Origin of the sequence: Dyella acidisoli (assembly GCF_030160295.1) — a bacterium.
In the GTDB taxonomy this organism is placed as follows: Bacteria; Pseudomonadota; Gammaproteobacteria; order Xanthomonadales; family Rhodanobacteraceae; genus Dyella_B; species Dyella_B acidisoli.
In genome coordinates, this window is record NZ_BSOB01000010.1 from 497,503 (window position 1) to 510,345 (window position 12,843).

A 12,843-nucleotide genomic window follows, 5' to 3' on the forward strand; every position below is an offset into this window, starting at 1 on the left:
AAGTCCCGGAACAGTCCCTGTCATCACCCCGGCAGACGGGGCCGGGGCACTTTCCGGATGAGGGTGTGCATTGGGGGTGAAGAACGCGCTGTTTTTTCACACAATTTGGACGGCTATTGCACAAACCCGAAAAGCAGGCATACGCTGGAGCCGCACCGGCCACGATCCCCCCGTGTCCCCACACGGCGTGCAACCGATGCATACAACTCACATCGTTCTGTCAGGAGGTCGTCCTATGTCGTCCGCAGGCCTGGCTGTCGTTCGTCGTGCGCATCATCCGGATATGGATATGATGCGCGTTGCCGCACTTAGCGCGGCTATCACCCTCAACCTTGCTGCACTCATCTTCGCCATGCGTCCGCTGGCGCCGCAGATTGCCGAAGTCATTGAATCGGTAAAACCCACCACGATCCACATCTTCCGAGATCCGCCACCGCCCCCACCACCGCCGGATATCGTGCTCAAGCCGTTGCCCAAATCGATGCCGGTCACCGCACCGGTACACGTGATGCAGAAGGTGTCTCCACCGACCCCAACGGCACCTCCCACGATAGAACCTTCGGACAACCCGAGGCCTGCCCCACCACCGGTAAACGTGACACCGCCACCTAGCATTGCGCCAGGTGTGGTGTCGCTTGCCTATCGTGCTTCACCGCTGCATTTCCCGGTCCAGGCGGTGCGCATGCACATGCAAGGCACGGTATTGCTGCGCGTACTGGTGGATGAAAACGGCAAGCCGATCGATGTGGTTGTCGAGCACAGCAGCGGCTACTCCGCGTTGGATAAAAGTGCGCGAGAACAAGTGTTGTCGAGCTGGCTATTCCAACCCGCCGTCATCGATGGCCACGCAGTAAAAGCGTGGGCGCAGGTACCCGTCGACTTCGTGCTGCGAGATATGTAACGAAAGCGATGAGGGAGTAGGGAGTACATCAACGGCACTGCCTTGGGTGCCGACGGTATTCCCTACTCCCGATTCGCGCTTCAGCGCGACACCGGCGTGGCAGTTGGCCGGCGTGCGAGATGGACGATCGTCCAGACCAGCCCGAACAACAGCAGAGCTGGCAACAGCACAGGCAGCAGCGATAGTGCAATCAGCGGCAACACCAGCAGCATGACCAAGCCACCAATAAAAAACCCGAGCGCGCCTGCGAGCAAGCTAAAGATGCCGCCGATCAGGCCGAAGGTCACTTTGAAGACAAGGCCGATCAACGAACCAACCAGCCACAGAGCGCCCACCACCAACAAGATTGCCATCAGCTCGATCATGTCCGTTCCTCCGACGTCGGTGCACGGTTAGATGCGCGTAGGTGCGGTCATGGTTTAAAGCACTGCATGCAGTCAAACAAAAGCATTAAAAATTTGTCTGCAAGCGCTGCATTGCCGCAACCATGGTCAGTCATAAGCATAGGCTGATGCGATCTGTCCTTCATGCCTCGAAAGTCATAGCCGATTGCTTCGACCTTACGACCATTTAACGGTACGCATGCTCCACTTCGAATCATCTCCGGTCTGCTTACGAGCCCTATGCGTACATACCGACACAGTCTCAAGAGCTTGCGTGATATTGCGCTCGCGTATTCGCTAGAAAAAAATCCGGATCTCGCTTCGCTCTCGCGTGAACTTGGCGCCATCGTCCATCGCGACGCGAAGGCGCTTGGCGATGGTTTGTACGACTTGCGTGCGCGCAATCGCGGTTTCGAACGTTGGCTGCTGGGACGCCGTGGCCGTCCGGGCGTGAGCGTGTTGGTGATGGCGTGGCCGCCTGGCTATAGCTCACCGTCGCACGATCATGCGGGTTTGTGGGGAATTGAATTGAGCTTGTATGGCGCACTCGAAGTGGAGTCCTGGTCGCGTGCAACCACCAACGATCCGTGGCAATTGCGAGGACGCGATTGGCTAGGCCCTGGCGATGCAACCTGGTTCGACACCGACCCGCCGTACATGCATCGCTGCCGCAATCTTTCGCGACAAGAGACTGCGTTGACACTGCATGTTTATGGCGGCGATCTTGACGATTACGCCACCTACGAGCAGGTCGAAGCTGAACCGTACTGGTTGAGCTTGCCGCAGCGCGCACGGATTGCCGGACCGATTCGCGTCTGATATCAACGTAAAGCCCAGGCTTACCTCTTCATCAAGGAGTGACATGTTTCGACGCGTCGCCATCATTGGCGGCGGCGCTGCGGGAGCCACGCTGCTCAGCGAACTGCTGGAGCGCCCCGTAGCGCAGCCGTTGCACCTGGACTGGTACACCGGTGGCGGCACGCCTGGTCGTGGCATTGCCTACGGCACGCGTTCGGAACGTCATCTGTTGAATGTACGCGCCGCATCGATGGGCATGTTCGCCAACCGTCCCGGCGGTTTTCTGGAATACATACAGAAGCGCAATCCGAAGGTTTCCGGCACAGATTTCCTACCGCGATGTTGGTACGGCGATTATCTTGAAGCCGAAACCGCCAGCGCGCTCGCCCGCGCCAAGAGTCAAGGCCACGACGTACACGTCATACCGTACAACGTCGACGCAATGGTGCCGGAAAACGACGGCGTCACCATCTTCCAGGGGGAAACTTCCACACGTGTCGAAGCTGCCGTGCTCGCGCTCGGCACGTTGCCTCCGCGCCCGCTTTCGCAAGTCAGCGATGCAGCATTAGCCAGCGGACGCTACGTCACGCAGCCCTGGTCTTTGCTGGCTGAGGCAAAGCCAGATACCCAGGCCCACCATGTAGCGATCATCGGGCTTGGACTTACCGCGGTCGACATCATCATCGAACTGGCCGCGCTGTGGCCCAACGCGCGCTTCACCGCCGTTTCCCGTCACGGCCTGCTGCCAGAAGTGCATGCAGCCAGCGCAGCGCTGCCCTACGAGGACAGCGACGAATTGATCGAAGCGATGCGCGATGCGCCCGACATCCGCACTTGGATGCATCTGTTGCGCGACGCTGTTGCGCACACCGATGACTGGCGCCGCGTGATCGACTGCCTGCGTCCACATACTTCAGCGCTGTGGGGATCGCTGCCGCACGCCGATCGCGCGCGCTTCCTGCGTCATGCGCGCTGGGCATGGGAACGCTCGCGCCATCGTCTGCCGCCGCAAGTAGCACAGGCCATTGGCAAGCTGGAGCGCGAAGGGCGGTTGACGCGCCTGAGTGGTCATCTGCATGGCGTTGCTTCGGCAGATCGTGGTTTGGAACTGCAATACGTACCTCGGGGTGGGCAACAGGTAGGCGCGCTCGATGCGGACTTGGTCGTGCAAAGCACCGGCCTCGATAACGATGTGCGTCGCGCTCAACATCCCCTGCTGCTGCAACTGGTCACCAACGGCCACATCCGCCCCGACCCCTTCGGCCTGGGCATCCAAGCCACTCCGGACGGCCATCTGTTGCACAACGGCAGCGCCTGGCCGCGGTTGTTCGCCATCGGCTCCATGCTTCGCGGCACCTTGTGGGAATCGACCGCGATGCCGGAAGTCCGTCAACAGGCCCGACAGTTGGCGGATCATCTGCTCGAACGGGAAGAGCAACGCAAGTTGGGCAAGGCGCACGCCGAACCCTGACATGGTCATCTGCACGACTGCGCTGGGGTTCGGGTAGGCTTCCTCAACCTACCCGTGCGCGCCAGGGAATGCTTTACTCGCTGCCATGACCCTGCCGCACATCCTGCCCCTGCTCGCCTTCCTGCTGCACCTGGCTGGCATTCTCGCCGCCATGCATGCAGTGATGAACACGCGCACGGCGCAAGGTGCGTTCGCATGGGCGCTGGGGCTGTCGTTGCTGCCCTATGTCACCCTGGTGCCTTACCTGTATCTCGGACGCAGCCACTTCCACGGTTATGTCACGCTGCACCGTGCTCATCACCGACGACTCTCGCAAACAACACGACGTGGGGAGCGTGTCGGCGTTCCGGAATCGTGCGTGCGCTACAGCGAAATGGCGCAGATGGTGCGCGGCACGTTTCATCCTGGCCAGCAGCTGAAATTACTGGTCGGTGGCGAAGCCGCTTTCGAGGCGATGTTCCAGGCGATCGCTCGCGCCGAACAGTGCATCCTGATGCAGTTCTTCATCTTCCACGACGACATGCTTGGCCAGCGCATGCAACACGCGTTGCTCGAACGTGCGTCGGCAGGTGTGCGCGTGTTCGTGCTGTTCGATGGCATCGGCAGCCACGCCCTGCCCGGCCATTACGTGGAGACACTGCGGAAAGGTGGTGTGGTCATCTATCCGTTTGCCACACGGCGGCGGCCCAATCGATTCCAGCTCAATTTCCGCAACCACCGCAAGATCGTGGTGGTCGACGGATCGCTGGGTTTTCTTGGCGGTCTCAACGTAGGCGACGAATACCTCGGCCTGAAACCACCGCTTGCGCCATGGCGCGATACCCATCTGCAACTGGCCGGCCCGGCCGTGGTCGAGTTGCAACGCAGCTTCGCGGTGGACTGGCATTGGGTGACGGGCGAACTGCCGCCCATGCTCCCATCGAGCCCCGCACAAGGCAGCGCGCATACGCTGATCGCCGCCACCGGCCCAGCCGACCCGCAGGAAACCTGTTCGCTGTTTTTCACGGCGGCGATCAATGCGGCACACAAGCGGCTATGGCTGACCACGCCCTACTTCGTGCCCGACCAAGCGGTGATGTCGGCACTGCGCCTGGCCGTGATGCGCGGTGTCGATGTGCGCGTACTGCTGCCCTCGCGCCCCGATCATTTCACCGTGTTTCTTGCCTCCACCCTGCACGCTCGCGATGCCATCGCAGCAGGCATCCGCATCTACCGTTACCAACCGGGTTTCATGCATCAAAAGGTCATCTTGATCGACGACGACACGGCGTGCGTCAGCAGCATGAATCTGGACAACCGCTCGTTCCGGCTGAATTTCGAAATCGGTGCACTGAACGTGGATCGCGCATTCGCTGCCGATGTGGAGCGCATGCTGACGGAGGATTTCGGCAAAGCGGTGGAAATCACACGCGAGGAATATCGCCGATCGCCCTATGTGCGTCGGCTGGCGATGCACGTGGCGCGGCTATTCGATCCGATCCTTTGAAAGGTCAATCTCCACGTAGAGCCCCACGCCAATCGCCGCCGCGCAGAATCCAGCCCACACCCGCGCCTACCAACGCACCGACCATTTCCCAGAACACGCGCAGCCCGATGTTGTCCGGATCGTGCACCTCGGCCAGCTTCGCCTTCAAGAACTGGATCGAATCCATGCGTGTGTAGTTGAAATAAATCAGATCCCACATATCGCCACTGGCGGTAAGCAGCAAGGAAAGCAGGAACGCGATGGCGATCATTTGTAGCGGCACCCAGCCCTGCCGACGGCCGATCGCGTACACGACCAGGTACAACAGGAAGGCGACGACAGCGCTGATCGCGCCTGCCTCCAGACCGCCTACCAGTCCGTACCCCATCCACGATTGGTCGTAATGCATCAGTCGCCGTTCCCGAAGTGTTCGCTTGCATTATGCCGTCGATCCGCGGTGGAATCTTGCAATGCATCAGCAAGCCGCACTTATCCTCGTCGACGTCCAACCTGACTTCATGCCCGGCGGCACACTCGCCTGTCATGAAGGGGACGCCATCGTTCCAGGCATTGACCAGTTACTGCGCCGCCACCTGTTCCAGCAAACGGTAGCCACGCAGGACTGGCATCCGCGCGGGCACGTTTCCTTCGCGAGCGTGCATGCAGGCATGGCACCGTTCCAGCAGATCCAGCTCTACGGCCAGCCGCAAACCCTGTGGCCGGATCATTGCGTGCAGGACACTGCCGGTGCGGCGTTGCATCCGGGCATAGACTGGTCGTCTGCGGACTTGATCCTGCGCAAAGGCAACCGCCCGGATGTGGACTCCTACAGCGCCTTCCAGGAAAACCATGGCCCCGACGGCAGCCGGCCCAGTACCGGCTTGGCCGGCTGGCTGCGCGAACGTGGCGTGCATGAGATATACGCAGCAGGCCTGGCACGCGATGTATGTGTGCTATGGACCGTGCAGGATGCGCTGGCACTGGGTTTCCGGGCCAACGTGGTGTGGGATCTTACGCGGCCGGTGACGCCGGAGAGCGATGCGGCTACACGGACGACGTTGGGAGAGTTGGGTGTTGGAATCGTGCAATCCGCTGAGTTGCGTGCTTAGCGCCCCTCTCCCCTCCGGGGAGAGGGCTGGGGTGAGGGGTCAACCTCGCCGAATGCCCGCCTATGCTCTATGGCCGTCATTCCCGCGAAAGCGGGAATGACGGCTTTCCAGGTACACCGATCATGCCGTTTCCACACAAGCACGCGCAGCAAAACTCAAACCTCGTCTTCCCCCGCCACATTCACATGCACATCCTCATCCGCGCCGATCCATACCTCAACACTGATCGGCCTGCAGCACACCTGGCAATCCTCGATGTAATGCTGATCGCCCGCTGAGGCATCGACCAAAATCTCGATGCGCTCACCGCAATACGGACATTGGATGGTGCGCGGCGTAAGCATGCTCAAGCTGCCGCGCGTGCAGCGAGCTGCGCGATCGCCGCAGGAATGGCGGAAGGTTCATCTACCGTGAGCATGCGCGGCGCATCCGCCTCGCCAAGGCTGTTCTCCAGCTCGTGTTCCCACGTCACGTGATAGGGCATGTGCACGCCCCATCCCCCAAGGCGGATCACCGGCTCGATATCCGAACGCAGCGAATTACCTACCATCGCGAATTGCTCCGGCTGCAACGAGAACTCATTGAGCACGCGGCGATATGTCGACGCATCCTTCTCCGACACGATTTCGATGCGATGGAACAAATCCGCCATGCCTGACTGCGCCACTTTCTTTTCCTGGTGGAACAGATCGCCCTTGGTAATCAGCACCACCGCGTGATGCTCTGCGACCGCAGCGACTGCTTCGCGCACGCCCGGCAGCAATTCCACCGGATGCTGCAGCACGGTCTTGCCAATCTCCACCAACTGGTGGATATCGGTGGCGGAAATACGGCCCTCGGTGATCGCGATGGCCGTCTCCACCATCGACAAGGTCATGCCCTTCGCGCCGTAGCCGAATAGCTTGAGGTTGCGCCGCTCGGTGGCCAGCATCCCGGCCTGCACATGGGTATCGCCCACGTCCACGTAGCGACCGATGATCTCGACGAAGCGCGTGCTGGCCTCGCGGTAATAGCCCTCGCTATGCCAGAGCGTGTCGTCGCCGTCAAAGCCGATGAGCTTGAGCATGAGCCTTGCCTTCAAGTGGGGTCGGCAAGCTTACCGCGCCCGCCAGCCGGGTGCATGGCCGATGCCAGAGCGCGTCACGCGGACGCTACAATTCCTTCACGGCATCGGCTGCAAGGAGTTTCACCATGAACCGCAAGCGGGTTGTGTCTTTCTGGCAACGGCCGCGTGTCGTGCACATTGGTGGCCGGCCATTCCTATCTCAAGGTTTGAACGAACGCTTCTGGGATGACTTCTATCACCGCGCACTGATCATGAGCTGGCCCGGATTCTTCGGGGTCGCCGTCAGCGTGTTCCTGATGTTCAACGCCCTGTTCGCCATGATCTACCAGCTCGACCCAACCGGCATCGCCAACCAATATCCGAAAGGGATCGCCGGCGCGTTCTTCTTCAGCGTGGAAACGCTCGCCACGGTGGGCTACGGCGACATGCATCCACAGTCGGTCTACACGCACGTCGTCGCCACGGCAGAGATCATTCTGGGCATGGGCAATATCGCCGTATTCACCGGCCTGATCTTCGCCCGCTTCTCGCGCCCGCGCGCCAAGATCCTGTTCGGCCAGCATCCGGTTGTGCGCATGATCGACGGCAAGCAAACGCTGATGTTACGTGCCGCCAACATGCGGCAGAACTTGATTGCACAGGCTTCCGCGCAGTTACATCTAATCCGCCAGCACGCTTCGCCGGAAGGGTTCCAGATCCGTCGCATCGAAGACATGAAACTGGTGCGCGACGAACATCCCATTTTCATGCTGAGCTGGAACGTGATGCATGTGATCGATGAGGAAAGCCCGCTGTACAACGCCACGCCCGAGAGCCTGGAAGCCAGCGAAGCGGCATTGCTGCTCACCATCGAAGGTGTCGACGAAACCACCTCGCAATCGATGCTGGCGCGCCATCAATGGGGCATCAAGGAAGTGCGTTGGAATTACCGCTATGTCGATCTGGTCAGGAAGGACAGCAACGGCGTCAGCGTGATTGACTACACCGTCTTCCATGACGTGCTGCCGCTGGATGAGGAAAAACAGAAGCTGACGTGATCGCCGCAAACTCCCTCCCCTGCTTGCAGGGGAGGGCTGGGGTGGGGTTGCATGAGCTTGCGGTGTTGCTTGAATTCAACGCGAGGTTGCTTCACCCCACCCTAACCCTCCCCTACTGCACGTAGGGGAGGGAACCGCTACGGCGCAATCTAGGCTTCACGCTCCGACGCGCTTACGCTCCGCATCGATATCCCTCACCGGCCGCACCTCGATGCATCCGGTCGCCGCCCACGGGAACGTCTGCGCAATGCGTACCGCCTCGTCGATGTCTGCCGCTTCGATCAGGTTGAAGCCCCCCAGATACTCACGCGCTTCCGTAAACGGCCCGTCGATCACCGTAGTGCGGTTGTTGCGCACGCGCACAGTCTTGGTCCGCGCCGGGGGCTCCAGTTGCATGGAATCGAGCAAATGACCCTCGGCACGCAACTCGTCGGCATGCTTGAAACAGCCGTTCATCATCGTGTCGAACTGGCCTGGCGGAAGGGCGTCCAGCAGGGTGTCGTCGTTATAGATCATCACCAGGAATTTCATGGGCTTCTCACGGGAACATGGGGAAGACAACCGACAGCCGGCGCAGGGTAGGCCAAGCCGGGGACAGGGTCCAGGCCCAGTTTTCATGGGGTTACGCTCACCGTTCGAGACGGAGCAGGCACGCCTGCCTTATAGTTCGCCTATCAAGTCTTTGAATTCGGGGCGGAGCCCTTCCGCCTTCGGCCACCCGAGTAATATGAATGGGAACGTTTAACAACGCCTGGCTCGTGCTGGGTTTGATCGGCCAGACGGTGTTTTCCGGTCGTTTTCTGCTGCAGTGGCTCTATAGCGAGTACAAGCGGCGCAGCGTCATACCCATGGCGTTCTGGTATGCCAGCATCGTTGGCGCCCTGCTGTTGCTGTGCTACGCCTGCTACAAGAAAGATCCGGTATTCATCGTCGGCCAGGCCAGCGGCCTGCTGATCTATTGGCGCAACCTGCAAATGCGCAAGCGCGACAAGAAAGAACCGGAAGCCGCACCCTCGGAAGTCACCTCATGAATACCTTCGAGCCTGTAGCAAAGCCGAGCCTTGCCTGGAGAACGCCGTGACGCTGGACCACCAAACCCTTTGGATCGGCGCCGGGTTGATGGGGCAAGTCCTGTTCGGCGTGCGCTTTCTGGTGCAATGGCTGTACAGCGAAGCGCGTGGGCAGAGCCTGATTCCCCCGGCATTCTGGTACCTCAGCGTGGCCGGCGGTGTGATCCTGCTGAGTTACGCAATCCATCAGCGCGAGGCTGTATTCATCATCGGCGAAGCGGTGACCCTGGCCATTTTCCTGCGCAACCTGATCATGCTGCGCAAGCAACCCGAGTCGGACTGATACCTCGCCCGCAACGCCACGAACCATGCGCAACTATCCGTTCTTGCCCTGGTTCGCTGCCGTTGCACTGCTGATCGCGAGATCGGGTTCAGCCAGCACTTTCGACACACGTCCCGAACAAGCCGTGCTCGCGCGCCTGTTGCCGCAGCAGGCGCAACAGTTCGAACTCGGTACGCTCACCGCTGAAAACGGCCACGAACGCTTTCGTATCTCACAGGCGAACGGCCATATCCGCGTGGAAGGCAGCACGCCAAGCGCATTGCTGTTCGGCGTCAACTGGTACCTGAAATATGTGGCACATGTGCAGATCTCGCCCAACGGCGATCGCATTGGCAATGCGCCATTTCCGCTACCGGCGAGCACGATCGAACAGGAAACGCCTTACGCCTATCGCTATGCGCTGAACGAGAACGTCGACGGCTACACCACGGCTTATTGGGATTGGCCGCGCTGGCAACGCGAAATCGATGTGCTGGCGCTGTCCGGCATCAATGCGGTGCTGATCGAACGCGGCATGGATACCGTGCTCTACCAGACGTTCCGCGATGTCGGCTATTCCGATGACGAGATTCGTCAATGGATCACCCAGCCCGCGCACCAGAATTGGCAGCTGATGGGCAATCTGTGCTGCTTCAACGGACCGATCAGCACGGCGTTGATGCATAAGCGCGCAGAGTCCGCGCAAAAAATCATCGCACGCTTGCGCGAACTCGGTATCACGCCGGTGCTACCCGGCTTTTATGGCATCGTGCCCGCGGATTTCCAGCGCAAGTTTCCCAAAGCACACGTGGTGCCGCAGGGTGAGTGGGCCGGCCTTACGCGGCCAGGCTGGCTCGATCCGCGTGATCCCATATTCGCCAAGATGGCTGCTGCGCTCTATCGCCATCAACGCGAGCTGTTCGGCGACAGCAGCGTCTACGACATGGAAGTGTTCCAGGAAGGCGGCGATGCCGGCAACGTGCCGGTGCCAGAAGCTGCACGGGACGTGCAGAGCGCTTTGCTCACTGCACATCCCGGCGCGCGCTGGATGATGCTCGCGTGGCAGGGCAATCCGCGACAGGATCTGCTTAGCGGCGTTGATCGCAAGCATCTGCTGATCATCGACATCGATCACGATCGCGTGCCACGCGACAACCGGCAAAAAGATTTTCAGGACGCGCCATTCCTGTTCGGCGGCATTTGGGAATTCGGTGGCCGCACCACGTTGGGCGCGAATACCCGCAACATCACCGAACGCCTGCAACGCCTGGGCCGCAGCAACGACAACATGGTCGGCACAGCCGTGTTCACCGAAGGCATGGATACCAATCCGTTCGCCTTCGATCTCTTTACCGAAATGGCCTGGCACAGCAAGCCTGTCGATCTTGAAGCGTGGACAGCTGACTACGTGCAGCGCCGTTATGGCGCCGCCGATCCACACGCATTGGCAGCATGGAATGTACTGCTGCATACGGCCTACGACATTCACATCGACCAGGTCGTGTTCAACAGCGAGCGCGATGCCGCGCAGGAATCCCTGTTCAACGCGCAGCCGAGCCTTACTGCGAATCGCGCATCGAATTGGTCGCCCGAAGCAATGCGCTACAGCGCCGAGGCATTCAAGCACGCGCTGCCCGAGATGCTGCAAGTTACCCCTGCCCTGCGCGGTAGCGACACCTATCACTACGATCTGGTGGATATCGCACGCCAAACACTGGCCAACGAAAACCGCCTGCTTTTGCCGCAGATAAAAGCAGCCTACGATGCCAAGGATCGTTCACGCTTCGAAACGCTCACGCAGCGCTGGCTGCACTTGATGGATCTGCAAGATCAACTGCTCGCTACCAACCGTTTCTTCCTTGTCGGCAACTGGCTGTCGCAAGTACAGCCTTGGGCCACAACACCCGAAGAACGCGCACGGCTCGATTACGACGCCCGCTCGCTGCTCACCACCTGGGGCGATCGCAAAGCCAGCGAAGGTGCCAGCCTGCACGATTATGGCAACAAGGACTGGGCCGGCCTTACCCACGATTACTATCGGGTGCGGTGGCAGACGTATTTCGCCACTCTGGACGAAGCATTGCGCACGGGCACGCCGCCCAAGTCGATGGATTGGTTCGACATGGGTGACGCGTGGAATCGTGGTACGCAGCATTACACCGATCAGCCCATCGGCGATGCCTACGAAATCGCAACGCAGATCGCCAGAACCTTGAACCCGTAGCCATCAGCACTCGCCACGAACGTCGTGAGTGAGTCCCTCTCCCTCCGGGAGAGGAGCCTGCCCTCGACTCGATCAGAGGCGGGTGAGGGTTCGGGCGAAGCGCGATGTCAACCTCTCGCACAAGCCTTGATGATTACGCGCTGATCGTACTCTCACCCCCAGCCCCTCTCCCGGAGGGAGAGGGGCTCATTGTGCACGGTGCAATCACAACCTACACGGCAACTCATTCAAGCGCCCATTCCACAGCCTTGTGCGCGTGAATCGCCGTGGTATCGAACAACGGCACGGTAGCGTCCTGCGGCCCTATCAGCATAGAGAGTTCAGTACAGCCAAGAATAATCGCCTGCGCGCCCCGCGCGACCATATCCGCCATGATCCTGCGGTACTCCGTACGCGAAGCATCGACGGTCTTGCCGAGGCACAGTTCTTCATAGATCACGCGATGCACCAAGTCACGATCCGTCTGATCCGGCGTCAATACTTCCAGACCGTGCTGCCGTAGATGATCTGCATAGAACGGATGCTCCATCGTAAAGCGCGTACCTAGCAGACCGACTTTGTTGAAGCCTGCCGCGCGGATTTCCCCAGCGACTGCATCCACCACGTGCAACACCGGAATACGCACAGCGGCTTCAATGGCAGGTGCCACTTTGTGCATGGTGTTCGCACAGATCAGCAGTGCATTCGCACCGGCTGCCTCCAGCCGTTGCGCTGCGTCGGCAAGCACACGCCCGGCCGTGTCCCAATCGCCGGCATGTTGCAACTGGGCGATCTCATCGAAATCTACGCTGTAAAGCACCAGCTTTGCCGAGTGCAGACCACCCAGCCTTGCTTTGATCGCCTCGTTGATGAACCGGTAGTAGGGAACCGTGGATTCCCAGCTCATGCCGCCGATCAGCCCAAGGGTTTTCATCCGTCCATCCTTCTGCCACGACAGCGCTTAGCATGCCTTATAGACGAGGCCATGTAAGGATAGAAATCGGGCCATTCAGCGCCCCGGCACTGTATGACTGAAGTTTCCCAGCAAGCCGCCGATAGCCTTGTTGAGTCCGCGACT

The 12,843-nt window shown here is 60.2% G+C and carries 15 protein-coding genes; 9 read left to right on the forward strand and 6 right to left on the reverse strand.

The features are described 5' to 3' along the window. Positions 1-235: 235 nt before the first annotated feature. Positions 236-901 carry an energy transducer TonB gene (locus QQJ86_RS07305; RefSeq protein ID WP_284320244.1) on the forward strand — a complete coding sequence of 222 codons (666 nt, stop codon included), beginning with the start codon at positions 236-238 and terminating at the stop codon, positions 899-901. An 80-nt stretch (positions 902-981) separates the two neighbouring features. On the opposite strand, the gene QQJ86_RS07310 is transcribed toward QQJ86_RS07305, so the two are convergent. Beyond that, positions 982-1,266: a hypothetical protein gene (locus QQJ86_RS07310; protein ID WP_284320245.1), complete on the reverse strand. Its 285-nt coding sequence runs from the start codon at positions 1,264-1,266 to the stop codon at positions 982-984. Positions 1,267-1,524: 258 nt separating this feature from the next. On the opposite strand from QQJ86_RS07310, the gene QQJ86_RS07315 reads away from it, so the two are divergent. The 3 genes from QQJ86_RS07315 (at position 1,525) to cls (ending at position 5,039) form a co-directional block, all read left to right on the forward strand. Further along, positions 1,525-2,103, forward strand: coding sequence for a cysteine dioxygenase (locus tag QQJ86_RS07315; protein ID WP_284320246.1), 579 nt, complete (start codon positions 1,525-1,527; stop codon positions 2,101-2,103). 43 nt (positions 2,104-2,146) lie between these two features. Continuing rightward, positions 2,147-3,553: an FAD/NAD(P)-binding protein gene (locus QQJ86_RS07320; RefSeq protein WP_284320247.1), complete on the forward strand. Its 1,407-nt coding sequence runs from the start codon at positions 2,147-2,149 to the stop codon at positions 3,551-3,553. Positions 3,554-3,638: 85 nt separating this feature from the next. Then, positions 3,639-5,039, forward strand: coding sequence for a cardiolipin synthase (cls, locus tag QQJ86_RS07325; protein ID WP_284320248.1), 1,401 nt, complete (start codon positions 3,639-3,641; stop codon positions 5,037-5,039). A gap of 4 nt (positions 5,040-5,043) precedes the next feature. On the opposite strand, the gene QQJ86_RS07330 is transcribed toward cls, so the two are convergent. Further along, positions 5,044-5,427: a hypothetical protein gene (locus QQJ86_RS07330; protein WP_284320249.1), complete on the reverse strand. Its 384-nt coding sequence runs from the start codon at positions 5,425-5,427 to the stop codon at positions 5,044-5,046. A gap of 61 nt (positions 5,428-5,488) precedes the next feature. On the opposite strand from QQJ86_RS07330, the gene pncA reads away from it, so the two are divergent. Next, positions 5,489-6,127 (forward strand): bifunctional nicotinamidase/pyrazinamidase, encoded by a 639-nt coding sequence (gene pncA, locus QQJ86_RS07335; protein WP_284320250.1) that lies wholly within the window; start codon positions 5,489-5,491, stop codon positions 6,125-6,127. Positions 6,128-6,282: 155 nt separating this feature from the next. Here pncA and QQJ86_RS07340 read toward each other — a convergent pair whose 3' ends face one another. Next, entirely contained in the window at positions 6,283-6,471 is a 189-nt protein-coding gene (locus QQJ86_RS07340; RefSeq protein WP_284320251.1) for a CPXCG motif-containing cysteine-rich protein, read from the reverse strand. Positions 6,472-6,473: 2 nt separating this feature from the next. Continuing rightward, positions 6,474-7,193 (reverse strand): HAD family hydrolase, encoded by a 720-nt coding sequence (locus QQJ86_RS07345; RefSeq protein ID WP_284320252.1) that lies wholly within the window; start codon positions 7,191-7,193, stop codon positions 6,474-6,476. A gap of 125 nt (positions 7,194-7,318) precedes the next feature. Here QQJ86_RS07345 and QQJ86_RS07350 point away from each other — a divergent pair, with 125 nt between their 5' ends. Continuing rightward, positions 7,319-8,230, forward strand: coding sequence for an ion channel (locus QQJ86_RS07350; RefSeq protein WP_284320253.1), 912 nt, complete (start codon positions 7,319-7,321; stop codon positions 8,228-8,230). A 156-nt stretch (positions 8,231-8,386) separates the two neighbouring features. On the opposite strand, the gene QQJ86_RS07355 is transcribed toward QQJ86_RS07350, so the two are convergent. Beyond that, complete coding sequence (locus tag QQJ86_RS07355; protein ID WP_284320254.1) at positions 8,387-8,761, reverse strand: YciI family protein; 375 nt, start codon at positions 8,759-8,761, stop codon at positions 8,387-8,389. Between the two features lie 200 nt (positions 8,762-8,961). Between QQJ86_RS07355 and QQJ86_RS07360 the strand changes: the two genes are divergently transcribed. The 3 genes from QQJ86_RS07360 to QQJ86_RS07370 are packed head-to-tail and all read left to right on the forward strand — an operon-like array spanning position 8,962 to position 11,786. Then, positions 8,962-9,261, forward strand: coding sequence for a lipid-A-disaccharide synthase N-terminal domain-containing protein (locus QQJ86_RS07360; RefSeq protein WP_284320255.1), 300 nt, complete (start codon positions 8,962-8,964; stop codon positions 9,259-9,261). 46 nt (positions 9,262-9,307) lie between these two features. Continuing rightward, on the forward strand, positions 9,308-9,583 hold the full coding sequence (locus tag QQJ86_RS07365) for a lipid-A-disaccharide synthase N-terminal domain-containing protein (RefSeq protein ID WP_284320256.1): 276 nt from the start codon (positions 9,308-9,310) through the stop codon (positions 9,581-9,583). A gap of 25 nt (positions 9,584-9,608) precedes the next feature. Beyond that, positions 9,609-11,786: an alpha-N-acetylglucosaminidase gene (locus tag QQJ86_RS07370; protein ID WP_284320257.1), complete on the forward strand. Its 2,178-nt coding sequence runs from the start codon at positions 9,609-9,611 to the stop codon at positions 11,784-11,786. A 223-nt stretch (positions 11,787-12,009) separates the two neighbouring features. Here the strand turns inward: QQJ86_RS07370 and QQJ86_RS07375 are convergent, their stop codons facing one another. Beyond that, a complete protein-coding gene (locus QQJ86_RS07375; protein WP_284320258.1) occupies positions 12,010-12,699 on the reverse strand; it encodes an aspartate/glutamate racemase family protein in 690 nt (229 codons plus the stop codon). Positions 12,700-12,843 lie beyond the last annotated feature (144 nt).